Source organism: Actinomadura viridis (assembly GCF_015751755.1).
In the GTDB taxonomy this organism is placed as follows: domain Bacteria; phylum Actinomycetota; class Actinomycetes; order Streptosporangiales; family Streptosporangiaceae; genus Spirillospora; species Spirillospora viridis.
The window spans coordinates 6,880,342-6,904,338 of sequence record NZ_JADOUA010000001.1 but is presented as its reverse complement, the minus strand read 5'-3'; the positions used below and the strand labels follow the sequence as shown (position 1 = coordinate 6,904,338).

Below are 23,997 nucleotides of genomic sequence, written 5' to 3'. Positions count from 1 at the left end.
CCCGCTCGACACCCTCGCCCGGATTCCTCCGATTTTCTTCCAGACCGCTCCGGTCCCTCCACGGTCCGGAGCGGCGGCCGATCCGCGCGGCCTCCGAGCGGCCCGGTCCGGCGGGGGGAGACGGGTGGTCCGAACGATCGACGGCATGATCATGCGGCTGGAGGAGGGGACGGGCCCTGCGGGAACGCGACCATGATGGCCGTGACCCCCACCGATTCCCGGCGTGCGACGCCCTCCCCGATGACGATCGCGGGCCTGGCCGCCTTCGTGCTCGCCTACGCCTTCCTCGTGGCGGCCGGCGACACCGAGATCGTGCGGTCGGCGGACCCCGGCGCGTCCGGCGTCTCCCTCTGGGCCGTCGCGCTGCCGCCGCTCGCCGCCCTCGCCCTGGCCCGCCTCGTCACCCCCGCGCGGGAGGTGCCGTCACCCCTGGCCGCGCTCCCGGAGACCAGGGTGCGACGGGAGGCATGGACGCTGGTCGCGGCGGCCCTGCTCCTGGCCCTCGTCCTGCCGCTCGGGGACGTCCTGTACCTCCCGGCCAAGCTGCTGCTGCTCCTGGCCGTCCCGCTGCTGGCCTTCCGGCTGACCAGGGGGGACGGTCACCGCGCCCGGACCTTTCCCGCTCCGGTGACCTGGATCGCGCCGCTTCCGGCGGTGCTCGCGTGGTTCGTGCTCTCCCAGGTGTGGCCGTTCGCGTCCCCCCTCACCCAGGACCTCCCCGACCCGGTCACCCTCGCCGTCGCCTCGCTGGTCACGTTCCTGACCGCGAGCGTCCTGGAAGAGGTCTTCTACCGGAGCTGGCTGCAGACCCGGCTGGAGGTCCTGTACGGCAGATGGCCGGCGATCATGGCGTCCGCCCTGCTCTTCGCGTTGATGCACTCGGCCCGCATCGAGGCCGGCGCGCCGCTCCACGGGCTCGCCGCGATCGTCGCGAACCAGGGACTGTTCGGCCTGATGCTCGGCTACCTGTGGGCCCGCTACCGGAACCTCTGGGTGATCGTCCTCGTCCACACCGTCACCAACCTGGTCTACGTTCCGATGCTGATCGAGAGGCTCTGACCGCCGGGAGCGCCCGGTGCGGAATTCCGGCGTTCTCCGGCGCGAATGGATCTTGATGTGGTGGGATTTCCCCCGAAATCCCCGCTGATCCATGATGGAGACCGAGTGCGAGCCCCCCGCGCCCTGATCCCTCTGCTCGCCGTCTGCGGAGCCGCCGCGGTGGTCGTCACCGCGGGCGCCGGCGCCGCCATCGAACACGGCCCCGCCGCGCGCGGACCGGCCCTGGCCGACGCCGCCGAGGCGCTGCCCCCGGCCACGGTGAACGCCATGACCTGGAACGTCTGCGGTGACACCGGCTGCCCCATGGGCGAGCGGCCCGCCGAGCTGGCCGAGGAGATCGTGGCGGAGACGGCCCGCAACGAGGTCGGCGGGCGCCGGGTCACGATGAACGCGGTGTTCCTCCAGGAGGTGTGCTCCGGGCACGTCGACAAGCTCCGCGCCACCGCCGGGCTGCGCTCCTGGAACTGGGCGTTCGCCCCGTCCCGGACGACCGGCGGCGCCGAGCGCACCTGCGCGAACGGCCAGGGGAGGATGGGCGTCGCGGTCGGCGCGGCGTCGGCCCTCTCGGACGTGGAGGAGGTACGGCTCCCGTCGCCCGAGAACCACGGCAGGTCCGCGGTATGCGGCACCGCCACCACCTGGCAGGCCCGGCTGTGCAGCGTCCAGCTCAGCTCGACCCGCTGGGACGACGACCCGCGCGGCGAGTGGCGCGGCAAGCAGATCGGCAGGCTGGCCGAGCTGGCCGCCGAGAACCGAGTGATCGTCGGCGGTGATCTCACCGAACGGCCGGAGTCCCCGGCGCTCGACCCGCTCTACCGCGAGTTCGCCGAGTGCGACCAGGGGCCGGGCGAGGCCCGCAGCGGCGCGATGACCCAGCAGGACTGGCGCGGCGCCACCGTCGCCAAGACCGACTACCTCTTCATCAGCAAGACCGCCGGAACGTCGTGCGGCGTCCCGCACGCCCCCGTCCGCTCCTCCGATCACCGCCCGCTGGCCGCCACGGTCCGCTTCCGGTGATCCCGCGGTGTGCCGCCAGGGAAGGGGCGGCACACCGCGGTTCCCGCACGATGCCGGGGACCGGCCCGGCCGAGCCCGTCCCGGCCGAGCCCGTCCCGGTGGACGCCGACCGGACGGTCGGGGTCGGGGTCGGGGTCGGCTGGACGGTCAGGTCCGGACGGACGGTCAGGTCCGGAGGGGGCGGGGCCGGTCCGGACGGTCAGTGCACGGCGCGGTCGTGGCCCTCCCAGTACGGGGCGCGCAGCTCACGCTTGAGGATCTTGCCGGTCGGGTTGCGCGGGATGGCGTCGCGCCGTTCGATCGAGGTGGGGCACTTGAAGTGCGCCAGCCGCTCCCGGCAGAAGCCGATCAGCTCCTGTTCCGGCACGTCCCCGGCCAGCACCACGATGCCCTTGGGCCTCTCGCCCCACCGTTCGTCCGGGACGCCGATCACCGCGCAGTCGGTGACCTGCGGGTGCTTCATCAGGACGTTCTCCACCTCGGCCGGGTAGATGTTCTCCCCGCCCGAGACGATCATGTCCTTGACCCGGTCGTGGATGAAGAGGTAGCCGTCCTCGTCCAGGTAACCGGCGTCGCCGGTGCGGAAGTAGCCGTCCGGGAGGAGGGCGGCCTCGGTGGCCTCCTCCATCGCCCAGTAGCCCTTCATGTTCTGCGGCGTCCGGCAGAGGATCTCACCGACCTGCCCGGTCGGCAGTTCCTCGAACGTGGCCGGGTCGACGATCTTCAGATGGCAGGTCGGGCCGGGTATCCCGGCGCTGCGCAGCCGGTGCGGGTTCGGGCCGTCCGGATCGTGGTCCTCGACCGGCAGGTAGGTGATCGCGCCCGTGGTCTCGGTCAGCCCGTACACCTGCATGAAACCGGTGCCCGGCAGCATCCGCATCGCGCCGCGCAGCACGTCCTCGCTGATCGGGGACGCCCCGTACAGCAGTAGCCGGAGGCTCGACATGTCGGCCTCGGCCACCTCCGGCATCAGCTGCATGAACTGCAGCAGCACCGGAACCAGGAAGACGTGGGTGACGCGGTGCCGCTCGACCGCCCGGGCGATGGCCACCGGATCGGGCTCGCGGGCGATCACCCCGGTGATCCCGGTGTAGATCACGCAGACCGTCGTCGCGTTGCCGGCCACGTGGTACATCGGCATGGCGATCATCAGCACGGTCGCGTCGTCGATGTCCCACAGCTCGTTGGTCATCGGCAGGGCCGCGTTGAAATTGTCGTGCGTCAGCATCACGCCCTTGGGCAGCCCGGTGGTGCCCGAGGAGTAGAGCTGCACGAACACGTCGGAGGTGTCCACGGCGTCGGCGGGCGGGCCGGGCTCGTGGGCGTCCATCCACGCCGCGTAGTCCTGGTGCGCGTGCTCGCCGCCGCCGATGACGACGGTGAGCCGGGTGTGCTCCAGCCTGTCCGCGATCGCGTCGAGCACCGGGACGAAATCCGGCCCGACGATGAAGACCTTCGCCCTGGCGTTGTTGACGATGTAGGCGACCTCGTCCGGCGCCAGCCGGTAGTTGATCGGGACCTGGGCGGCCCCGATCCGCGCGGCGCCGAAGAGCTGCTCGGCGTATTCGAGGGAGTTCTTGTCCAGGACCGCGACCCGGTCGCCGTGCCCCACGCCCGCCGCGGCCAGCGCCGCGGCGGCCTGGTCGACGCGCCGGTCGAAGTCCCGATAGGTGATCGTGGTGTCGCCCGCGTGGAACGCGATGCGATCCGGATGCTGCTGCGCCCGGTCGCGCAGAATCTCGGTCAGGCTCGGCACGGTGGCCCCTTTCGCCCGGTGACCGCCCAATGAGTGGAGGAATCATGGAATGACCGACGGGCCCAGGGCAAGGGGTACGAACGAGCGTTTCTATCGGTTCCTGGAACTCTTGGAAATCAGCGTCACCGCGAGGTAGACGACGACGGCGACGAAGCCGATGAAGAAGAAGAGCTTGAGCATCGACATGAGCGCGCCGATGATGGTGAGCACCAGCCAGATGGCCAGCACCACTCCGGCGATTGTCAGAATTGTCCGAGCCATGCCTTCACCGTATGCGCTGAACAGGGCTCTCGTCATCACTCCGCGGGACGACCCTGCGGAGGTTGTGCCCCGCCGGGAGTCGGAGATCCCCCCTCAGGGGAACCCTGAGGGGCCTCAGGGGCGGCGGGCGGCTGGTACGGCCGCGGAGCCTGCCCGTACGGCTGCGGCGCAGGCTGCGCGAGCGGCGCGGGTGGCGCGGGCGGGTCATAAGGCGGGGCGGGCTGCCCGTACGGCGACTGGCCGTGCTGAGGCTGTGCGTGTTGAGGCTGCCCGTGTTGGGACTGGCCGTACGGCGGTTGGCCGTGCTGGGGCTGGCTGTGCTGAGGCTGTGCGTGTTGGGGCTGGGCGTGCTGAGGCTGCCCGTACGGCGGTTGGTCGTGCTGGGGCTGGCCGTACAGGGATTGCCCGTGCTGAGGCTGGACGTGCTGGGGCTGGCCGTACGGCGGTTGCCCGTGCTGGGGCTGTGCGTGCTGGGGCTGGCCGTATGGGGACGGGGCATGTGGTGGCTGTGGTGGCTGCGGGCCGTTCCAGGGGCCTGACGCCTGCCGCCCCTGCTTGCCGGTGCTGATGACCCGGAGCACGGCTAGGCCGGCGGCGGCCGCGGGCGCCAGGAGCAGCAGGACCCAGCCGAGCACGTCCATGCGCGTCAGCGCTTCCAGGTAGAGCCGCATCTGCTCCAGGGGCCCGCCCCGGGAGAACGTGATCGCGTAGGCGGCGAGGGAGACCAGGTCGCCGACGATGCTCGCGAACAGCGCGACGACGGCGGCCAGGATCGGTGGGAGCGGACCGCTGGGCCGGGTGAACATCAGCACGCCGCCGGCCACCAGGCCCACCACCAGGGAGATCAGCCCGGCGACGGGCCTGACGTAGGAGAAGGTCTCCAGGATCTCGCCGAAGAGGACGTTGGCGCCGAACGTGAGGACGGCGCCGACGGCGGTGGCGGCGATCGCGCCGAGGAACAGGGCGCCGAAGACCGTCCCGCCGGACGAGGGGGAGCGCGGTGGGGTCATCCGCTCATTAAACCGCCGCCCGGAGCACCTTCGAGAGGACCGGGCGAGACCGGCCGCGGGGCACTCGTCCGGAACCGGTGGGGCGGGATTGGTGTCCCGTTCCAAAACAGCCGGTGGTGGGGTCTACGGTTCGATGGCCTCGTCGATCGCGCGCCAGGTCGGGCACGGCCAGCGGGCCATGCAGGCCCGGCAGCGGAGCAGCGGATGCTCGGGGTCGCTGCTGATCCCGCCGGAGTCCCGGGGGCTGTGCAGGTCGAGCAGGCGGACCGACAGGTCGGCGAACGCGATCACTTCGTCCCGGGCGCCGGCCAGGAAGTTGATGTCCTCGCGGGTGAACTCGGCCCTGATCGACACGAAACCGGCCCGGTTCACCAGGCGCGCCAGGAAGCGGGCGGACGACCGCCACGAGTTGGACTTCGCCGAGCGCGTCCGGATGGTCTCCAGGCGTTCCCGGAGCCGGATCTCCCGTTGATCGACCCTGCCGGGCCGTCGGTCCGGTCTCATGCCCGGCGCACCCCCCGACGCGTGACCGCCGGGCCCTCGTTCGCCAGGGGGAAGGCCCCCGGTCCTCTCCGCCCGTCCGCCTTCGGCGCATGGCCCGCGGCGCATCGTGGGGGACCCGCCTGCCTCTGCCGCTGTCGCACCTGTTCAGCCTCCCTTAATCGGGGGTCCCGTGAGGGGTGAATTCCGCAGATCGACGTTCCGGGGGGCGATTCCGCCGGATCCCTGGGGGAGATATCGGACATACGGCATATTGAATTATGACTCACCCGTCTCAGGGGGTAGTGCGACACGGGACTTGGCGAACTCCCTGGCCCGAGCGCCGTTCGCCCGATAGTGTGCCGGACGTGGAGCTAAATGTCTCGACCGCGTCTCAGAAAGGTCACGCCATCGTCACGGCGACGGGCGAGCTGGACCTGTACACCGCGCCGCGGTTGCAGGCCGCGCTGGCAGGGTTGCTGCGCGACCAGGTCGACCGCGTCGTGGTCGACATGAGCGGCATCACCTTCTGCGACTCGACCGGTATGAACGTCCTGCTGGCCGCGATGAAGCGGCTCAAGGAGCGGGGCGGCGGCCTGGAGCTGGCCGCGCCTCGTCCTGCCGTCACGCGCATCCTCCAGGTCACCGGTCTCGACACGGTCTTCACCGTGGTCGACGCCGTGCCCGCCCTGGACGCGAGCTGACGCCACGGACGCGGGCCGACCGCCCCGGCGTGCCACCGCGAGCGCGGGACGCCGTTGCCGCGGGACGCCGTGCCGCGGGACGCCCCCGGGCGTGACCGGCACACCGACCCGGCCGTCCGTCCGGCCCGGCCGATCCGTCCGACCCGTCCATCCCGACCACCCGATGACCCGTGCGGGGCCCTGTGCCCCGCACGGGTCGTTCACGTCGAATGCCGTACTCGTGGCCCAGGGTGGCCGGGCGGCCGGGTCGGGTGGGCGGTCGTTTCCACCGGGTGGCCGGTGGAAGGCCACTACCATCGCCGTATGCAGGATGTAGCGGTGATCATCCCGGCCAAGGACGAGGGCGACCGCATCGCGGCGACCGTGAAGGCCGCTCTGGAGCTGCCCGGCGCCGATCTGGTCGTGGTGGTCGACGACGGCTCCGGCGACGGTACCGGCCGCGTGGCGGAGCAGGCGGGGGCCCGGGTCGTCCGGCACGCCCGCAACCGGGGCAAGGGCGCGGCGATGGAGACCGGCGCCGAGGCCGTACGGCTGCTGGACGAGGGCCGCGAGCAGCCCCGCCACCTGCTGTTCCTGGACGCCGACCTGGCCGAGACGGCGCGCGAGGCCGCGCCGCTGGTCGAACCCGTGCGCGCCGGCGAGGCCGACATGACCATCGCGGTGTTCTCCTCCACGGTGAAGCTCGGCGGGCACGGTTTCGTGGTCCGCCTCTCCCGTGACGGCATCCGGCGGATCACCGGGTGGGAGGCCGCCCAGCCGCTGAACGGGCAGCGCTGCCTGACCCGTGCCGCGTTCGAGGCCGCGCTCCCCCTCGCCGCCGGGTTCGGGGTGGAGACCGCGCTCACCATCGACCTGCTGCTCAAGGGCCTGCGGGTGACCGAGGTCGAAGTGCCCCTGGCGCACCGCGCCACCGGCACCGACTGGCGGGCCCAGGCGCACCGGGCCAGGCAGTTCCGGGACGTCGCCCGCGCGCTGGCGGTGCGGGAGCCGGCCGTGGCCGCGAGGCTGGCCCGGTTCCGGGGCCGCCGGCCGTGACCTCGGCCCGCCCGTGGCAGGGCCGCGCCGGGCTGGGCGCGATCGGGACGAGCCTTGGCTGCTTCCTGCTCACCGCGCTGCTGGGCCCGTCGGTGATGCAGCCCGCGCTGCCCGGCCGCCCCGGGCAGCCGCCGTTCTCCCTCGACGCGCACCCCTCGCCGTACCTGGCGATCGGGCTGGTGGTGCTGGGGGTGCTGGCGGGTGCGGCCGGTCTGGCGCTGTGCTTCGCCGCGGTCGCCCGGGGCTGGCGGTGCCGGCCGGGGCCGCTGGTCGCCGCCGGCCTGCTGGTGGCCGCCGCGTTCGCGTTCCTGCCGCCGGTCGGGTCCGGCGACCACCTGAACTACGCCGCGTACGGCCGGATGGTCGTCCTCGGACACGATCCGTACGCCACCCGGGCGGTGGACCTGCCCGGGGACCCGGTCGTCGGCGCCGTCGAGGAGTGGCGGCGGGCCCCCTCGGTGTACGGGCCGCTCGCGACGGCGCAGGAGGCGTTCGCGTCCCGGATCGGCGGCGAGTCGATGCGGCTCACGGTCTTCGTGATGTCGCTGGTCAACTCGCTGGCCTTCGCGCTGACCGCCGCCGTCCTGTACTGGACGTCGCGGACCCCGGAACGGCGGCTGCGCACCGCCCTGATGTGGACCTGCAACCCGCTGCTGCTCTTCCACCTCGTCGCGGGCTCCCACAACGACACGCTCGCCATCGCGCCCATGGTCGCGGCGCTGGCCGTCTTCGCCGGGCGCCGTCCCCGCGGCACGGCGGAGGGCGGGACGCCGCACACGGAGCCCGGCGCGCAAGGGGAGGGCCTGCGGGCGCCGACGCTGCGGGCGCTGGCGGCGGGCGCCCTGCTCGGCGCGGCGATGGCGATCAAGCTTCCGGCCGCGCTGGCCGGCGGGGGCCCGGCCTGGGTGTTGCTGGACCGCTGGCGCAGGACCCGCGAGGCCGCCGCGCTCTGGCGGCTGGCCGCGCTGGCCGCGGGCGCGGCGGCGGTGGCCGCGGTCACCTTCGGGACGGCCGGGCCGCACGCGTTCGACCAGCTCGGAAAGGCCGCGAACTCGGTCTCCCTGGCCACCCCCTGGCATCTGGTCGACATGCTGCTGGGCCGGGGCGGCCATCGCACCCTCATCAAGGCCGGGTTCGTGCTGCTGATGCTGTGGCTGCTGTGGCTGCTGGCCCGCGCGCTGCCGCGCGAGCAGCCGGGCGACCGCCCGGGAGTGGTCCCGCCGGGAACGGACGGTGAACGCGACGAGAGCCGCCGGATCGCCGCCGCCCTGCTGCTGGCCTGGCTGCTGGCCGCCCCCTACGAGCTGCCCTGGTACGACGGGTTCGCGTGGGCGGCCCTGGCCCTGCTGACCTGGTCGCGGTTCGACCTGCTGCTGCTGGCCCACACCACCGCGCTCAGCCTGGCCTACCTGCCCGCCCGCGACCCCAAGCTCATCGGGCTTCCGGGCGGGCTGGACTGGCTGGTCACGATCGTCCGGCCGGTGGTGGTCCCGGTGCTGGTGACGGCGATTCTGATCGCGGTGGTGATGACGTGCCTGCGGAGCCGCGGTCCAGTTCCAGCGCCCGTACGCTCGCCGCGAGCATCAGCGGGGTCGCGAGGCTGAAGGTCACCGACAGGATCACCACGCCCGAGTCGTTCACCAGGGTGCCCGCGACCCCCATGGTCAGCGCGGACAGCAGCGCGGGACGCATGGTCACGCTGTGCTCGTACGCCCGCTCCAGCAGCGGTGTACGCGCCTTGATCGGCCGCACCAGCGCGAAGAACAGGAAGCCCACCGCCCCGGCCAGCGGGATGATGAACGGCCAGTAGCCCAGGCTGCGCAGCATCGCCTGGAACTTGCGGGTGACGGTCTCCCAGGCGTCGCCGTTCACCAGGTCCTGCCAGAACCGGCCCATGTGCGTCGGGTTGGCGCCGCGCGCGTTCAGGTACGAGATCAGCAGCACCAGTGCCGCCCCGGCCAGGCAGAACAGCGCCAGCCGTACCGGCGAGACCCGCTTGCCCGCCACCAGCAGGCCGAGGACGGCGAACGCCGGGACCATCGCGATCACGCCGCCGAAGTCGCTGCCCCAGGCCGGCAGCCCGTCCACCGCCACCGCCGCGACGCCGACCAGCGCGACGATCCCGACGGCGAGCCACTTGCGCCCGGCCCGCAGCGGGTACTCCGCCAGCCACGCCGCCGACATGATGGTGGCCACCGCGAACAGCGAGAACGCCTGGTTGCCGAAGCCGTAGAACCGGCCCGCGACCAGCGCGGTGTAGCCCATCAGCGCGTTGAGCTGGAGCCGCGACCCGGTCATCACGTCCACCGCGAGCACCAGCGCCGTCACACCGACGACCACCAGTCCGGGCGCGGTCACCGAACGCCGCCACGGCCCGGCCACGGCCACGCCCGCGACCAGCCCCGCGAACCCCACCACCGCGCAGATCAGCGCCGGGGCCGGATGGGCGGACTGCCACCACGGCAGCAATCCGGCCAGGATCGAGGCGACCGGCGCGGCGCTCCCGACCAGCGCGACGATCCGCGTGCCGGCGAGGATCCTGGCCCGGGTGCCGGGCTCGTTCCAGCGCCGCCGCCGCAGCGCCAGGGCCGCCAGCCCGTACAGCAGCAGCTGGGCGCCGCCGAGGACCCAGAAGAACACGCCCTGGACGCTGCGGATGGCCTGCGCCGCCACGTCCGCGTCCTCCAGCGACTCGACCCGTTCGGCCGTGGTCCGTTCGGTCGGCTGGACGCGCCAGGGGGAGCCGATCGCCTGCTTCGGCTGGGACAGGCCGAGGGAGGCCAGCGTGGTCGCGGTGAGGTCGGTGAGCGTGACCATCCCGGGCTGGCGGGTGGCGGGCGAGGTGAGCATGCCCGGCCCGTACCGCCCGCCGGCCGGACCCTGCGTGTGGGCGAGGGCCACGCGCAGATGGGGGGCGACCCCGATGTCGGCGAGCCCGGCGACCAGGACGGTCGTGCCGGGCGGGACGGCGGACACCACCTGCGCGATCCTGCGGTCGGCGGCGGACGCGGCCTTGGCGCGCTCGGCGGCGGTCACCGGCTCCTGGTCTCCGTCGGCGTCGACCCCCGCGTCGACGTAGACGCGGAACACCTCGTCGACGTCCACCGCCGACAGCGGGCAGCGCGTCCAGTCCTGCGGGGTGACCTTGTCGAGGGAGGGGACGTAACGGTCGACCCGCCCGGCGCCGTCGGCCAGGCCGAAGACCGCGCCGGGGCCGACGGCCGTCGTGCAGCCGCCCGCGCCGCGGACGGTGTCGCCCAGCAGCCCGGTACGGGCGTGGTACTCGCCGCGGCCGTTGTCGTTCTTGATCTCCGCCCAGCCGGGGGCCGTGGCGCCCTCCGCCGGCGGCGCGGCCGAGCCCGGAGGCGGAACGGTCCCGGGCAGGATCGGGGCGGCCGGGAGCACGCAGTCGCCCTGCGGCAGCCGGGCCCGCTGGCCCGCCGACACGGTCAGCCAGCCGTCGGTCGGGCAGGTGTTGACCTTGGTGGTGCGCACGCTGAGGGCACCGCCCGCGCCCTGCCCGGTCAGCCGCCACAGGGTCGGGGTGGTCCGCTCGCCGACGTCCCGCCACATCAGCCCGGGCACTCCGATGATCACTGTGCGGCCCGTGGGGGCCGTGACCTCGTTCGGGGAGGCCCCCGCGGGGGACGTCCCGGCCCGGGCGGGGGCGGCGCGCGCCGTCATCAGGGCGGTCAGCCCCGCCACCAGCGCGGAGACGGCGACGAGGATCACGCTGATCTTCAGCCCCCGCGCCATGGCGACAAGGCTACAGGCAGGGGGCAAAGCGCCGCCGGGGGTCCATCCCGATCAAGGTCCGCCCCGTCCCGGACGCCTCGCCGCCGGGGCGGCACGGTGACTCTTACGTCAGGATGGGGGCATGGGTGCAGGCAATGGGGTCCGCGAGCGGGACGGGGCGGCCGGCGAGCCCGGTTCGCCGGCCGCTCGGGTCGCGCGGGCGGCGCGGCGATGGGGCACGCCCCCGGAGCTGATGTTCCTGGTCGCCGGGATCGCCGTCGTCGCGGTGACCGTGACCCCGATCCTCGTGTGGTGGCTGACCAACCCGCCCGACCAGCGCATGGTCGACCTGGAGGTCTACCGGGACGGCGGGCGCGCGATCCTGCGCGGGGCGCCGCTGTACGAGGTGCTCACCCAGCCGCCGCAGCTGCTGCCCTTCACCTACCCGCCGTTCGCCTCGCTGCTCGCGGTGCCGTTCACGGTGATCTCGTGGAAGGCGGCGCAGTGGCTGTGGATGGCGCTGCTGTACGCGGCGCTGGCCGTGGTGGTCTGGTACTCGTTCCGCGACCTGATCAAGCGTTCCGGGCGCTGGGCACCGGTCGTGGCGGGCGCCCTGATCGGCGCGACGGCGTGGCTGATGCCGGTGTTCGACCAGGCCAGGTTCGGGCAGGTCGGGGTGCTGCTGATGGCGCTGTGCCTGGCCGACTGCCTGCCCGAGCGCACCCGCTGGCCGCGGGGCGTGCTGGTCGGGCTGGCGGTCGCGATCAAGCTGGTGCCCGGGGTCTTCCTCATCTACTTCTGGATCACCGGGAGGCGGGACGCCGCGGCCAACGCCGTGCTGACCGCCGGGGCGGCCACGCTGGGCGCGTTCGCCGTCCTGCCGCACGACTCGGCCGACTTCTGGTTCGGGGCGCTGCTGGAGGGCGGCGACCGCACGGGAGCGGTCAACGGCACCACCAACCAGGCGATCAACGGCATGATCGCGCGTATCTACCTGCCCGATCCGCTCGGTTCGCTGGTCTGGGTGGCGCTGGTCGCGGTCATGGCGTACTTCGGGTTCCGGCTGGCCCGGCGCGCCACCCTGCTGGGCGACGACCTCGCGGCGGGCACGGGGCTCGCGGGGGGCGCTTCGGGGCGGGCGGTGGACGCGAACTCGCTGCGGCTGGCGGGCATCGCGATCGTGGGTCTGCTTTCGGTGCTGCTGTCACCGGTCGGGTGGATTCACCACCTGGTGTGGATCATCCCGGTACTCGGCGCTTTGGTGGGAGATGGTGGAGACACTCCAAGATTCCGGATCGCCGCTCTGGTGTGGCTCTGGTTCCTGTTCCCGCTGCCCTGGTGGGGAGCCAAGCTGATCAGCCTCCAGCACGGCCTGTTCACCAAGATCCCGGGCAAGATCGTGCAGGACGCCTTCGGGCTGGCGGCGGTGTTCCTGGTGGTGCTGCTCGGCCACTGGCTGGTCGCCCGCCTGGCCACCGGGAAGGCTGATCGTCAGGATGCTTCGCGCCCGCCCGCCGGGGTGGGTACGCTCGCCCCGTGATGCTTGTCGCGGTGGCCGTCGCCGGCTTCGTCGCCGGGGTGGCCGGGCTCGCCGTCGCGGTGGTGGCCCACAACCGGGCCAACCAGGTCGTGGAGGAATGCTCCCGGGTGCTCCGGCGCCATCTTCAGGCCGCGGGCGGCGCCACCGACTCCCAGGCGCTGCGCGACCTCGCCATCGTGCACTACGACGCCCTCAAGGAGATGTCGGGGCACCGTTCCTTCTCCCTGGCCCTGCTCAACGCCGGCGGCGACGGCGTGGTGATCAGCTCGATCAACGGCCGTACCGAGACCCGCACGTACGCCAAGGTGGTCCGGAAGGGCAACCCGATCGACTCGCTCTCGCCCGAGGAGAACCAGGCGCTGCGCGCGGCCCGGCTCGGCAAGGGCCCCATGGTGACCATGGACGACCCGCTGCCCGACTTCGGCAACGGCGGCGGCGACGGCAGGACCCCGTCCGCCCTGGCGTGACCCCTTTTGGCCCTGTCGTGACACCCGTTCGCCCTGGCGTGACCCCTGTTCGCGACCCGCTCGCCCTGTCATGACACCCGGCCGTGCCGCGCCGTGATGCCCGTTCGCGGCACCCGGGGGGACGGCCTCGCGCCATGCCGTGACCGGCCCGCCACGCCACGTCCGGGACGCCGTAACCGGCCTGTATCCGTGACGCCCCGTAGACTCGGTTTCCTCACCAACGTTTCCTGCCTCACACCCGCCCCGGTTCGCGCGCGGCGGAGGAGTAGACATACATGGCTCAGCGATACGCATATCTCGGGCCGCAGGGCACCTTCACAGAGGCCGCGCTGCGTTCCGTTCCGGGCGCACTCGACGCCGAGCACCTGCCGTACGCCACCGTGCCCGCGGTGCTGGACGCCCTCCGCCGCCAGGAGGTGGAGGTGGCCGTCGTCGCGCTGGAGAACTCGGTCGAGGGCTCGGTGCCGACCACCCTGGACGAGCTGGCCACCGGCGAGCCGCTCCAGATCGTCGGCGAGGTGCACCTGCCGGTCTCGTTCGCCCTGCTGGTCCGGCCGGGCACCACGTTCGCCGACATCAAGACCGTCGCCTCGCACCCGCACGCGCAGCCGCAGTGCCGCCGCTGGCTCGGCGAGCACGTCCCGGACGCCGAGTGGCGCGCCGCGACCTCCAACGCCGAGGCCGCCCAGCACGTGGCCGACGGCCACTACGACGCCGCGCTGGCCGGCTCGTTCGCCGCCGCCCGCTACGGCCTGACCGCCCTCGCCGAGGACATCCACGACGTCGCCGACGCGGTCACCCGCTTCGTCGTGCTGCGCCGCCCCTGCCCGCCGCCGCCGACGACCGGCATGGACCGCACCACCGTGGTCGCGTTCATCGGCGAGGACCACCCGGGCGCGCTGCTGGAGATCCTGAACGAGTTCTCCATGCGGGGGATCAACCTGACCCTGATCCAGTCCCGTCCCACCGGCGCCGGGCTCGGCTCGTACCTCTTCTGGATGGACTTCGAGGGCCACCTCTCCGACGCCCGGGTCGGCGAGGCGCTGATGGGGCTGCGCCGCATCTGCGCCGACGTCCGCTTCCTCGGCTCCTACGCCCGTGCCGACCAGGTCCGCCCGGAGATCCGGCGCGGCACCCATGACACCGACTTCACCGAGGCCGCGGCCTGGCTGGAGGCCGTGCGCGCCGGACGTCCCGGGGCCTGACTGACGCACGTCCGAGGTCTGACGGACGTCCGGGAGGCGGACGGGCCTCCCGGGGGACGAGCCTTCTGGGGACGAGCCTCCCGGGGGACGAGCCTTCTGGGGACGAGCCTCCCGGGGGACGAGCCTCCCGGGGGACGGGCCTCCTCGGGGACGGGCCTCCCGGGGCTTGGCCGAGCGTCTGTGGGCCTGACCCGGCACCGGGCCCGGCGCCCGCTCGGTGATCGACTTGTGATCATCCGGCTCGTCCGGCCGGTCAACCGGATTCCACGCGGGCGCGTCTCCTCCGTGACGTCTCTCCCGGAGGTCACGCGTGCGCCGATTCGCCGCCCTGCTCGCCACCGCCCTCACCGCGGTGACCGTCCCCCTGGCTCCGCCGCCCGCCCTGGCCGCCGGCACCTCCCCGCCGGCCGTGTCGGAGCGCCTCGCCACCAGGGTCTCGATCGCGGCGTCGCCCGCCACCCCCCTCGTCGGCGAGACGGTCACCCTGACCGGGCTCCTGGAGTGGCAGGGGCCCGACGGCGCCTGGGAGCCCCTGCCGGGCAAGCCCGTATGGGTAAGGTTCCATGACCTCGACACGTGGGCCGTGCGGGAGCTGGGCACGATGCCGACGGGGACCGACGGCCGCTTCACCGCCACGGCGACCGTGACCGCGAGCGGCTATTACGACGCGATATTCCCCCCGGAAACCGGCTACACGGCGTCGAGCGCCACCACCCACACCGTCTGGACCCGGAGCCGTACGGCGGTCGTGGAGTCCGACGCCGGCCCCGAGCCGGTCGCGGCCGGGGCGACGGTCACGCTGCGCGCCAAGGTCGTCCGGTACGACGCCGCGGGTGCCCGCGTGCCGGCCGCCCGGGTACCGGCCGTCCTCCAGTTCTCCCCGGACGGGCTGCAATGGCAGAACATCCCGTTCGAGAAGCTCACGGGCGCCGACGGGCGCCTGATCCTGAGCGGCACCGCGACGCGGGACGGCTACTGGCGGGCCCGGTACGACGGCGGTCCCTACATGGGCGGCGGTGGCACCACGGTCGGCACGGACGAGCCTTCGAGCGGCTGGGCGGACCACGTGGACGTGCGGTACGCGACCCGGATCTCCTCGTTCAACGCCTCGCCCGAGCCGGTACGGAAGGGCGCCACGATCACCGTCCAGGGGCGCCTTGACCGGCTCGTGGGGTCGTGGAAGCCCGCGGCGGCCGGAGCGGCGATCAACATCTACTTCAAGCCGAGCGGCTCCTCCGCCTGGACGACCATGACCGGAACGAAGACCGACGGCTCCGGCCGGTTCACCAGGACGTTCACCGCGTCCAAGGACGGGACCTGGCTCGCGACGTACAAGGGCAGCGCCACCTACCTGGGCTCCCAAGGCCCCGGTGATCACGTGGACGTGCGCTAGGACGCGCGTACGCTGCGTGGGGTGACGACGACGTTCGACGAGTATGAGCGTGTGCTGTGGGACGGCCGGGCCGACGCGTACGATCGCGGTTTCGCCCTCCTGACCGCCCGCACCGCCGGGCCCCTGCTGGACGCGGCCAAGGTCGGGGCCGGCACGCGGGTCCTGGACGTGGGGACGGGCCCCGGGGTCGTGTCGAGGGAGGCGGTGCGGCGCGGCGCCGAGGTGGCCGCGGTCGACGCCGACCCGGGGATGGCCGAGACGGCGGCGCGCAACGTCCCCGGGCTGGACGTGCGGGTGGCGGTGCTGCCCGACCTGCCGTTCGCGGACGCGGAGTTCGAGGCCGTCGCGGGCAACTTCGTGATCAACCACGTGGGCGATCCGGACGCGGCGCTGCGCGAGCTGCGGCGGGTGCTGCGGCCCGGCGGGCGGCTCGCGCTGACCTGCTGGGAGATGCCCGGCAGCGGCGCGCTGGGCATCGTCCGGGAGGCGATGGACGAGGCCGGCGTCCCGTGGCCCGACGACGTCCCGGTGTCGCCGTTCATGGAGTACGGCGAGCGCGCCGCGTTCGGGGAGCTGGTGCGCGCCGCCGGGTTCGGGGACGTCGGCGTCGACCCGCTGGACTGGCACCACGTCGTGGACCCGGAGGAGTGGTGGGAGAGCGGGGCGCTCGCGCGGGTCGGCAGCAACGGCTTCGTCCTCGCGCGGCAGGAACCGGCCACCGTCGCCCGCGTGAAGGCGGTCTACGACCGGATCATGACCCGGTACGCGGTGGACGGCGGGAAGGTGTCGCTCCCCGCCCACGCCCTCCTGGCGTACGGCACCCGCTGACAGCCTGACCCGCCCGCTGACAGCCCGATCCGCCCGCCGGCCGGCCCGACCCGCGCACCGGTCGGCTCGGCCGCTGGAAACCAGGGAGTCCGCCGCGTTCAGGGCCGGTCCGGCGGGCGCCCGGCGTGGCGGGGTGCCGGGACCCGGTACCGATACTCGGGCGCGGCGGGGTGCCCGGCAGCGGTAGCCTCGGATCTGTGATCGACCTGCGAGCTCTTCGAGAGGATCCCGAGCGGCTGCGCGCCTCCCAGCGCGCCCGCGGCGAGGATGAGACCGTCGTCGGCACGCTGCTCGACCTGGACGAGCGGCGCCGCGGAGCGCTGTCGTCGTTCGAGCGGCTGCGCGCGGAGCAGAAGAGTTTCGGCAAGTCGGTGTCCAAGGCGCAGGGCGACGAGCGGCAGAAGCTGCTGACCCGCGCCAAGGAGCTGGCCCAGCAGGTCAAGGAGGCCGAGGCCGAGGCCGACCGGCTCGGCGCCGAGCTCGACGCGCTGCTGCGGGGCGTCCCCAACCTCATCGAGGAGGGCGCGCCGGCCGGCGGCGAGCAGGACTACGTGGTCCTGGAGCACGTCGGCGAGCCGCCCGCGTTCGACTTCGAGCCCAAGGACCACCTGGAGCTGGGCGAGAGCCTCGGCGCGATCGACATGGAACGCGGCGCCAAGGTCTCCGGCGCGCGCTTCTACTACCTGACCGGGATCGGCGCGCGGCTCCAGCTCGCGCTGCTCAACCTGGCCATGGAGCAGGCCGTGCAGACCGGCTTCGTGCCGATGTACCCGCCGGTGCTGGTCAAGCCGGACGCGATGGAGGGCACCGGGTTCCTCGGCGCCCACTCCGCGGAGGTCTACCAGCTTTCCTCCGAGGACCTCTACTTGGTGGGGACGTCGGAGGTGCCGCTGGCCGCGTACCACATGAACGAGATCCTCACCGACCTGCCGCGGCGGTACGTGGGCTGGTCGTCCTGCTTCCGGCGGGAGGCCGGCTCGTACGGCAAGGACACCCGCGGCATCATCCGGGTGCACCAGTTCGACAAGGTCGAGATGTTCTCCTACTGCGACCCGGCCGACTCCCACCAGGAGCATCTGCGGCTGCTGGAGTGGGAGAAGGAGATGCTGGCCAAGGTCGAGCTGCCGTACCGCGTCATCGACGTCGCGGCGGGCGACCTGGGCGCCAGCGCGGCCCGCAAGTACGACTGCGAGGCGTGGGTGCCGTCGCAGAACACCTACCGCGAGCTGACCTCGACGTCCAACTGCACCGACTTCCAGGCGCGCCGCCTGGCGGTCCGCCACCGGGACGAGAACGGCCGCAACCAGCCGGTCGCGACCCTCAACGGCACCCTGGCCACCACCCGGTGGATCGTCGCGATCCTGGAGAACCACCAGCGGGCGGACGGTTCGGTCCACGTGCCGGAGGCCCTGCGGAAGTACCTGGGCCTGGAGGTCCTGGAGCCGGTCAAGCGCTGACCTTCCACGGCGCCGTACACGCGCGGCACGTCACGCCGTACGTCACGCGCGGCACGTCACGCCGTACGTCACGCGCGGCACGCTACGCCGTGCGTGCCGCGCACCGGGCACCGGGCACCGGAGATCTTCAGGAGAACGGAGAAGATCATCGCTTAGGGTGTGTTCCAACTGCCGACGACCCCCGCCCACCCCCGGGGCCGGCTGAGGACCGGTGCGGCGGGACTGGAAGGTGATATGTCGGACTTCACGCCGCGTCTGATCGCCACCGACCTCGACGGGACGATCGTCCGTTCCGACGGCACCGTCTCGGCGCGTACCGTGGCCGCACTCGGCCGCGCCGAGCGCGCCGGGGCCACCCTGGTCATGGTCACCGGACGGCCGCCGCGCTGGATGGCCGAGATCGCCACCGCGGTCGGGCACCACGGGATCGCCATCTGCGCCAACGGCGCGGTGGTGTACGACCTGCACACCGAACGGGTGGTGCGCAGCCACATGATCGAGCCCCAGGTGATCGCGCAGGTGGTGGAACGGCTGCGCGCCGCCGTACCGGAGCTGCGCTTCGCGGTCGAGTACCCGAGCGGGTTCGTCTTCGAGGCCCGCTACAACCTCGGCCGCTGGGACGCCGAGGCCCTCGGCGGCCGGCCGGTGGACGGCGAGACGCTGGTCAGCCGCGGCGGCACCAAGCTGCTGGCGTTCCACCCCGGCGCCGACCCCGACTCGCTCGCCGAGGAGGCGATCAAGGCCGTCGGCGACCTGGTCACGGTCACGCACTCGTCCGGACGCGGGCTGCTGGAGATGAGCGCGCAGGGCATCACCAAGGCCAGCGCGCTGGCCGAGTTCTGCCGCGAGCAGGGCATCACCTCCGCCGAGGTGGTGGCGTTCGGCGACATGCCCAACGACCTGCCGATGCTCACCTGGGCGGGCACCTCGTACGGCGTGGCCAACGCCCACCCGGACGTCCTGGCCACCGTCACCTTCACCACGGCCAGCAACGACGAGGACGGGGTCGCCCGGATCCTCGAACGCTTCTTCCCCGAGCCGGACTGACGCGCACCGCCTGGACACTCGGCCGCGGGTCGGGCGGCTGCCGGACGCGTCGCCGTGTGGCCGCGTGGCCGTGTGGCTGGCGGCGGGCTCGCCGTATGGCTGGCGGCGGGCTGGCGGTCTGTCCGATGGAAAAGCCCGCCCGGCCTCCGCGACGGGGCCGGACGGGCTTTCGGGCGAGTCCGTTCAGGTGTTGCAGGTTCTTTCGGGTGTTGCAGGGGCGTTCAGATGTTGCAGGGGGCCGTTCAGGCGTTAGAGGTAGGGGCCGGAGGAGTGGCGGGTGGGCTGCTGCTGCTCCTCGTCGGCACCGGGCGGGATCATGCCGGCCGGCAGCGCGCGCCGCATCTGCTCCAGCTGGGCGCGGGCCGCCATCTGCTGGGCGAACAGCGTGGTCTGTATCCCGTGGAACAGTCCCTCCAGCCAGCCCACCAGCTGGGCCTGGGCGATCCGCAGCTCCGCCTCGCTGGGCACCTCGCCCTCGACGAACGGGAGCGACAGCCTGCTCAGCTCATCGATCAGCTCCGGCGCCAGGCCGTCCTCCAGCTCCTTGATGGACGACTGGTGGATCTCCCGGAGCCGGGCGCGGCTGGCCTCGTCCAGGGGGGCCGCCTTCACCTCGTCCAGCAACTGCCGGATCATGCCGCCGATCCGCATCACCTTGGCCGGCTGCTCGACCATGTCCGTGATCGACTTCTCGCCGCCGCCGTCGTCCGTGCCGATCCCCTTCGGGCCGACCACCAAAATCTGCGGTTCCTGCTCACGCTCGTTGTTCGAAGGCTGGTTCATGATGTCTCCCGTTTTACACGTTCAGCAGAATCTTGCCGACGTGACCGCTCTCCTCCAAGGCCCGATGTGCCCGGGCCGCCTCCGCCATGGGCACCGTCCTGTCGATGACCGGTCGGACCTCACCCGCCTCCAGCAGCGGCCAGACGTGCTCGCGCACCCCGGCCACGATCGCCGCCTTCTCCTCCAGCGGACGGGCCCGCAGCGACGTCGCGTGCACCGCCGCCCGCTTGCGCAGCAGCAGCCCCAGGTCGAGCTTGGCCGTGGTGCCGCCCTGCAGCCCGATCACCATGAGCCGCCCGCCGGTCGCGAGGGACCGCACGTTGCGGTCCAGGTACTTGGCGCCCATGTTGTCGAGGACGACGTCGAACGGGCCGTGATCGACGAAGTCCTCCTTGCGGTAGTTGATCGCCGTCTCCGCGCCCAGCTCGCGGCACCGGGCCGCCTTCTCCTCGCTGCCCACGGTGCACAGCACCCGCGCTCCCAGTGCCCTGGCCAGCTGGATCGCCATCGTGCCGATGCCGCTGCCCCCGCCGTGCACCAGGAACGTCTCGCCCTCCTTGAGGCCGCCGAGCATGAAGACGTTCGACCACACCGTGCAGGCCACCTCGGGGAGCCCGGCCGCTTCGACCAGGCCGACCCCGCGGGGGACGGGCAGCACCTGGCCGGCGGGAACCGCGACCCGCTCGGCGTATCCGCCGCCCGCGAGCAGCGCGCACACCTCGTCGCCGGTCCGCCACCCGGACACGCCCTCGCCGAGAGCCGCGACGCGTCCGGAGACCTCCAGCCCGGGATAGGGGGAGGCGCCCGGCGGCGGGTCGTAAATTCCCTGCCGCTGCATGACGTCCGCCCGGTTGACCGCGCTCGCCGCGACCTCGATCACCAGCTCGCCCGGCCCGGGTTCCGGATCGGCGACCTCGGTCCAGGTCAGGACGTCGCAGTCTCCCGGCTCACGAATGACGATCGCATGCATGCGGCTCACGCTACCGGGCACTGTGGAGAGTCGTACCGCCTCCATGGTCCGGTACGAACCGGGAACATGCGGAACCGCTTGCGGGATGCGGGTTATTGGCGCACAGGTATCCTGCGGATAGGCCGATGCCGACCCGCTCCTGAACCGATCTTTAGAGGCGTGGCCGAGGGGAGAGACGGTGGCAAGGAACGAGCACGACGGACGTTCCCTGGAGGAGCGTCTGGCGTCCCTGGACGCGATGAACAGCGAGGCCACCCGGCCGTCGTCTGTGCCGCCCGCGCCCACACCCGCCGCCGAGCCCCCGGAGCCGCCCGTCCCCCCTTCGGAACCGCCGTCCGCGGAACCGCCGGCCTCCGCCGGCGAGGACGAGACGATCATCGAGGAGGACGGCCCCGGTCTGCCCGGTGCGCCCGGCGCGCCTGGTGCGCCCAGTGTGCCCGAGGAGCCGCAGGCCGGAGCCCTCTCCGGGGCCGGGCAGGACCTGCCGGACCCCGGACCGCCGCCCGTTCCGCCTGGTCCGGGCGTTCCACCCGTTCCGCCCGTTCCGTCTGGTCCGGGCGTTCCGCCCGTCCCGCCGCCGCTGGATCAGCAGCCGGGCGCGCCCGCCGGCCCGCCTCCCGCGGACGACGAGGCGAACCCGTGGCTGGCCGCGCCCCCGCCGTTCCAGGGCGCCCCTCCCCAGGAGGGGTTCGTGCCGCCGCCGCCCTCGCCGCCTGCCGAGGGGCCCGGTCACGGTCCGGTGCCCCCGCCGCCGGGCTTCCCGCCCGCGTACAACGACTTCAATGCTCCGCCCCCGTACGCGGCGCCCACGTACGACGGCGGCCCGATGCCCCGGCCGTTCGACGGCGGAATGCTCCCGCCCCCGTACGCGGGAGGGTTCCAGCAGCCGGATCCCTCGCAGGGCCCGGCGTACCAGCACGGCTTCAACGAGCCGCCGCCGCAGCCGCCCCAGCCCCCGCCGCCACCGCAGCCGCCGTTCGGTGAGGGGCAGGGCCCCGGCCCCCAGACCCCGCCCCCGACCCCGGCCTCCGACCTGATCCCGGGCATGACCTCGGAGGAGCCGCAGCCTCCCGCCGACGCCGCGCCGCCGCCGAACAACGTCCAGGGCGCGCCGCCCCTGGAGCAGCTGCCGCCGTACCCGCCGGAGCAGTTCGGCCGCCCCGAGTCCCAGCCCGGCCCGCAGTACGACGGGGGAGAGCAGCCGCGGCCGGTGGAGGGCTCCCCCATGGGGATGCCGCCCGGCGGCCCGCACTACGCGCCCGTCCCGAACCAGCCGCCGCCCGGGTACGGCCCGCCGACCGAGGGTTACGGTCCGCCGCCTGAGGGCTATGGCCCGCCGCCTGAGGGCTACGGGCCTGGAATGCCCCAGCAGCCCGCCGGGCCGCCCGGCCCGCCCGGTGCCTACCCGCCGGGCCCGCCGCACGCGGGCTACGCCCCGGCGCCGCCCGGATACCCGCAGCAGCCCCACCAGCACCAGCCCCAGCAGCCGCCGCAGCCGCAGACCTCCGAGAGCCTCAGCTCGGAGAACCTCCTGGGCGAACGCCGCATCGCGCCGTCCTCCGGGTGGCGCCGCGCCGTCTACAAGGCCACCGCCGGCAACGTCCACCCGGGCGAGTCGCAGTCGGAGATGCGCCGCAAGGACCTGGTCGCCCGGGCCCGCCAGCCGGTCGTCGGCGGCCACCACCGGGTCGCCGTCATGTCCCTGAAGGGCGGCGTGGGCAAGACCACCACCACGACCGGCCTGGGCTCCATGCTGGCCTCGCTGCGCGGCGACCGGGTCATCGCGGTGGACGCCAACCCCGACCGCGGCACCCTGTCCGACAAGGTGAAGCTGGAGACCGCCGCGACCGTACGGGACCTGCTCAACAACCGCGAGCAGATCCACCGCTACGCCGACGTCCGGGCCTTCACCTCGCAGAACGGCGCGCGCCTCGAAGTGCTCGCCTCCGACCGTGACCCCGCCGTCAGCGAGGCGTTCAGCGCCGAGGACTACTCCGCCGTCGCCGTCGTGCTGGAGCAGTACTACTCGATCTGCATCACCGACTGCGGCACCGGCCTGCTGCACTCGGCCATGGCCGGTGTGCTGAGCCTGGCCGACCAGCTGGTCCTGGTCAGCTCGCCCTCCGTCGACGGCGCCCGGTCCGCCAGCGCCACCCTCGACTGGCTGGAGGCCCACGACCACGGCCACCTGGTCCGTAACGGCGTGGTGGTGCTGTCGATGGTCCGCAACCGCACCCGCAGCCAGGTCGACCTGGACAAGCTCCAGGCCCACTTCGAGAGCCGGTGCCGCGCCGTCGTCCGGGTCCCCTATGACGATCACCTGGAGGAGGGCGCCGAGGTCGAGCTGGAAGCCCTCGCGCCGCCGACGCGCGAGGCGTACCTCAACCTCGCCGCCGTCGTCGGCGACGGCCTCGGCCTGCCGCGCGACCAGACGAGCTGACCGCCGGAGCCCCGGAGCCCCGGAGCCCTTGGGCCCTTGGGGCGCTTGGAGTCCGCGTAGTCCGGCCCGCGCCCGCCGCCGAGGCGGGCGCGGGGCCGCAGCTGGGCCGCGTCCCGGCCGCGCACGCCGAGCGGCCCTCACCTGCAGCGGGGCGGGGCGGGCCCGCGACGTCTGGAATCATGCTTTCGTGGACATCGACCAGATCAGCACGCTGGTGCGCGAGCACGCCGCGAGGTTCGGCCTGCGGCACCCGACGGGCGCCGTCGCCGGGCAGGTGCCCTCCTGGCTGCCCTTCGGCCTCCAGGTGAGACGCCGCCGGGGCGGGCGGGTACTGGTCGTCGATCCCAGGTTCGGGGACCTGTCCCCGTCCGAGCAGTCGGCCATGATCGCCGGTGTGATGACCGCCGCCGCGTGCTTTCCCGCCTACCTCCGCCGGCTGATCCTGGTGAGCGTCCCCCTCGTGCTCGTCGCCGGGGTCGCGGGCGGCCTCATGTCCGCCTTCCTCGGCTCTCCCCGCGTACTGGGGGTCCTGCTGCTGTTCCTCGGCTGGATCCCCGCCGTGGTCCTGGTGATGCGCTGGTTCGCCTACACCGTGGACCGCGCGGTGGTGGAGACGTTCGGCCGGCCGACCCTCGACGCTGCCTTCGGCTTCGAACGGAGGAGCCCGCTCAAGCGCGGCCACCCCATCCGGCTGATCAGCCCGAACGTGGACCAGCGCGTGCAGCGCGTGGAGCGCCTGGAACGTCTCCGTACCCCCTCAGGCAGCCCCATGTGACCCCAGGTGATCCGAGGTGCCACCGCGTGGATCGT

At 73.3% G+C, this 23,997-nt stretch carries 20 protein-coding genes and 1 pseudogene; 14 read left to right on the top strand and 7 right to left on the bottom strand.

All coding sequences use genetic code 11. From position 1 onward, the window contains the following. Positions 1–201: 201 nt before the first annotated feature. Together IW256_RS31260 and IW256_RS31255 are read left to right on the top strand one after the other, a co-directional pair. On the top strand, positions 202–1,059 hold the full coding sequence (locus IW256_RS31260) for a CPBP family intramembrane glutamic endopeptidase (protein ID WP_197014365.1): 858 nt from the start codon (positions 202–204) through the stop codon (positions 1,057–1,059). Positions 1,060–1,164: 105 nt separating this feature from the next. Further along, the gene (locus IW256_RS31255; protein WP_307829240.1) at positions 1,165–2,076 is read left to right on the top strand and encodes an endonuclease/exonuclease/phosphatase family protein; all 912 of its coding nucleotides are present in this window, start codon (positions 1,165–1,167) and stop codon (positions 2,074–2,076) included. Positions 2,077–2,275: 199 nt separating this feature from the next. Here IW256_RS31255 and IW256_RS31250 read toward each other — a convergent pair whose 3' ends face one another. From IW256_RS31250 to IW256_RS31235, 4 genes are all read right to left on the bottom strand, one after another. Continuing rightward, positions 2,276–3,832, bottom strand: coding sequence for a long-chain-fatty-acid--CoA ligase (locus IW256_RS31250; protein WP_197014363.1), 1,557 nt, complete (start codon positions 3,830–3,832; stop codon positions 2,276–2,278). 90 nt (positions 3,833–3,922) lie between these two features. Continuing rightward, positions 3,923–4,093: a hypothetical protein gene (locus tag IW256_RS31245; protein WP_197014362.1), complete on the bottom strand. Its 171-nt coding sequence runs from the start codon at positions 4,091–4,093 to the stop codon at positions 3,923–3,925. A gap of 35 nt (positions 4,094–4,128) precedes the next feature. Next, the gene (locus IW256_RS31240; protein WP_197014361.1) at positions 4,129–5,103 is read right to left on the bottom strand and encodes a hypothetical protein; all 975 of its coding nucleotides are present in this window, start codon (positions 5,101–5,103) and stop codon (positions 4,129–4,131) included. A 123-nt stretch (positions 5,104–5,226) separates the two neighbouring features. Further along, positions 5,227–5,607 carry a hypothetical protein gene (locus IW256_RS31235; RefSeq protein WP_197014360.1) on the bottom strand — a complete coding sequence of 127 codons (381 nt, stop codon included), beginning with the start codon at positions 5,605–5,607 and terminating at the stop codon, positions 5,227–5,229. Positions 5,608–5,951: 344 nt separating this feature from the next. Here IW256_RS31235 and IW256_RS41655 point away from each other — a divergent pair, with 344 nt between their 5' ends. The 3 genes and pseudogenes from IW256_RS41655 to mptB all read left to right on the top strand — a co-directional run. Further along, entirely contained in the window at positions 5,952–6,287 is a 336-nt protein-coding gene (locus tag IW256_RS41655; RefSeq protein ID WP_307829239.1) for an STAS domain-containing protein, read from the top strand. A gap of 303 nt (positions 6,288–6,590) precedes the next feature. Beyond that, positions 6,591–7,322, top strand: coding sequence for a glycosyltransferase family 2 protein (locus IW256_RS31225; RefSeq protein ID WP_197014358.1), 732 nt, complete (start codon positions 6,591–6,593; stop codon positions 7,320–7,322). Positions 7,323–7,417: 95 nt separating this feature from the next. Beyond that, positions 7,418–8,221: pseudogene (gene mptB, locus IW256_RS42435) on the top strand (polyprenol phosphomannose-dependent alpha 1,6 mannosyltransferase MptB); the annotation flags it as partial. A gap of 565 nt (positions 8,222–8,786) precedes the next feature. Here the strand turns inward: mptB and IW256_RS41645 are convergent. Beyond that, positions 8,787–11,078 (bottom strand): hypothetical protein, encoded by a 2,292-nt coding sequence (locus tag IW256_RS41645; RefSeq protein ID WP_231404007.1) that lies wholly within the window; start codon positions 11,076–11,078, stop codon positions 8,787–8,789. A gap of 121 nt (positions 11,079–11,199) precedes the next feature. On the opposite strand from IW256_RS41645, the gene IW256_RS31215 reads away from it, so the two are divergent. The 7 genes from IW256_RS31215 (at position 11,200) to IW256_RS31185 (ending at position 18,994) form a co-directional block, all read left to right on the top strand. Further along, positions 11,200–12,597: a glycosyltransferase 87 family protein gene (locus tag IW256_RS31215; protein ID WP_197014356.1), complete on the top strand. Its 1,398-nt coding sequence runs from the start codon at positions 11,200–11,202 to the stop codon at positions 12,595–12,597. After that, a complete protein-coding gene (locus IW256_RS31210; protein ID WP_197016668.1) occupies positions 12,597–13,064 on the top strand; it encodes a DUF4446 family protein in 468 nt (155 codons plus the stop codon). Before IW256_RS31215 ends, IW256_RS31210 begins: the two co-directional genes overlap by 1 nt. A 275-nt stretch (positions 13,065–13,339) precedes the next feature. Next, the gene (pheA, locus tag IW256_RS31205) at positions 13,340–14,269 is read left to right on the top strand and encodes a prephenate dehydratase (RefSeq protein WP_197014355.1); all 930 of its coding nucleotides are present in this window, start codon (positions 13,340–13,342) and stop codon (positions 14,267–14,269) included. A 310-nt stretch (positions 14,270–14,579) separates the two neighbouring features. Then, positions 14,580–15,662, top strand: a complete 1,083-nt coding sequence (locus IW256_RS31200) for a hypothetical protein (RefSeq protein WP_197014354.1) — start codon at positions 14,580–14,582, stop codon at positions 15,660–15,662. Between the two features lie 21 nt (positions 15,663–15,683). Continuing rightward, positions 15,684–16,490 (top strand): class I SAM-dependent methyltransferase, encoded by an 807-nt coding sequence (locus IW256_RS31195; RefSeq protein ID WP_197014353.1) that lies wholly within the window; start codon positions 15,684–15,686, stop codon positions 16,488–16,490. A gap of 197 nt (positions 16,491–16,687) precedes the next feature. Beyond that, the gene (serS, locus tag IW256_RS31190) at positions 16,688–17,947 is read left to right on the top strand and encodes a serine--tRNA ligase (protein ID WP_197014352.1); all 1,260 of its coding nucleotides are present in this window, start codon (positions 16,688–16,690) and stop codon (positions 17,945–17,947) included. Between the two features lie 234 nt (positions 17,948–18,181). Further along, positions 18,182–18,994 carry an HAD family hydrolase gene (locus tag IW256_RS31185; protein WP_197014351.1) on the top strand — a complete coding sequence of 271 codons (813 nt, stop codon included), beginning with the start codon at positions 18,182–18,184 and terminating at the stop codon, positions 18,992–18,994. 249 nt (positions 18,995–19,243) lie between these two features. Here the strand turns inward: IW256_RS31185 and IW256_RS31180 are convergent, their stop codons facing one another. Both IW256_RS31180 and IW256_RS31175 read right to left on the bottom strand, forming a co-directional pair. Next, positions 19,244–19,777 (bottom strand): bacterial proteasome activator family protein, encoded by a 534-nt coding sequence (locus tag IW256_RS31180; protein ID WP_197014350.1) that lies wholly within the window; start codon positions 19,775–19,777, stop codon positions 19,244–19,246. 13 nt (positions 19,778–19,790) lie between these two features. Beyond that, the gene (locus IW256_RS31175; RefSeq protein ID WP_197014349.1) at positions 19,791–20,747 is read right to left on the bottom strand and encodes an NAD(P)H-quinone oxidoreductase; all 957 of its coding nucleotides are present in this window, start codon (positions 20,745–20,747) and stop codon (positions 19,791–19,793) included. 178 nt (positions 20,748–20,925) lie between these two features. Between IW256_RS31175 and IW256_RS41640 the strand changes: the two genes are divergently transcribed. Both IW256_RS41640 and IW256_RS31165 read left to right on the top strand, forming a co-directional pair. After that, positions 20,926–23,187, top strand: coding sequence for a MinD/ParA family ATP-binding protein (locus IW256_RS41640; protein ID WP_307829238.1), 2,262 nt, complete (start codon positions 20,926–20,928; stop codon positions 23,185–23,187). A gap of 187 nt (positions 23,188–23,374) precedes the next feature. Further along, positions 23,375–23,962, top strand: coding sequence for a hypothetical protein (locus IW256_RS31165; RefSeq protein ID WP_197014348.1), 588 nt, complete (start codon positions 23,375–23,377; stop codon positions 23,960–23,962). Positions 23,963–23,997 lie beyond the last annotated feature (35 nt).

What these genes read in the sequence shown, in the direction of transcription:
- IW256_RS31245 (WP_197014362.1), bottom strand. Translation starts at nt 4,093, where the DNA reads ATGGCTCGGACAATTCTGACAATCGCCGGAGTGGTGCTGGCCATCTGG.
- IW256_RS31225 (WP_197014358.1), top strand. Translation starts at nt 6,591, where the DNA reads ATGCAGGATGTAGCGGTGATCATCCCGGCCAAGGACGAGGGCGACCGC.
- IW256_RS31235 (WP_197014360.1), bottom strand. Translation starts at nt 5,607, where the DNA reads ATGAGACCGGACCGACGGCCCGGCAGGGTCGATCAACGGGAGATCCGG.
- pheA (WP_197014355.1), top strand. Translation starts at nt 13,340, where the DNA reads ATGGCTCAGCGATACGCATATCTCGGGCCGCAGGGCACCTTCACAGAG.
- IW256_RS31175 (WP_197014349.1), bottom strand. Translation starts at nt 20,747, where the DNA reads ATGCATGCGATCGTCATTCGTGAGCCGGGAGACTGCGACGTCCTGACC.
- IW256_RS31210 (WP_197016668.1), top strand. Translation starts at nt 12,597, where the DNA reads ATGCTTGTCGCGGTGGCCGTCGCCGGCTTCGTCGCCGGGGTGGCCGGG.
- IW256_RS31240 (WP_197014361.1), bottom strand. Translation starts at nt 5,103, where the DNA reads ATGACCCCACCGCGCTCCCCCTCGTCCGGCGGGACGGTCTTCGGCGCC.
- IW256_RS31185 (WP_197014351.1), top strand. Translation starts at nt 18,182, where the DNA reads ATGTCGGACTTCACGCCGCGTCTGATCGCCACCGACCTCGACGGGACG.
- IW256_RS31180 (WP_197014350.1), bottom strand. Translation starts at nt 19,777, where the DNA reads ATGAACCAGCCTTCGAACAACGAGCGTGAGCAGGAACCGCAGATTTTG.
- IW256_RS41645 (WP_231404007.1), bottom strand. Translation starts at nt 11,078, where the DNA reads ATGGCGCGGGGGCTGAAGATCAGCGTGATCCTCGTCGCCGTCTCCGCG.
- IW256_RS31215 (WP_197014356.1), top strand. Translation starts at nt 11,200, where the DNA reads ATGGGTGCAGGCAATGGGGTCCGCGAGCGGGACGGGGCGGCCGGCGAG.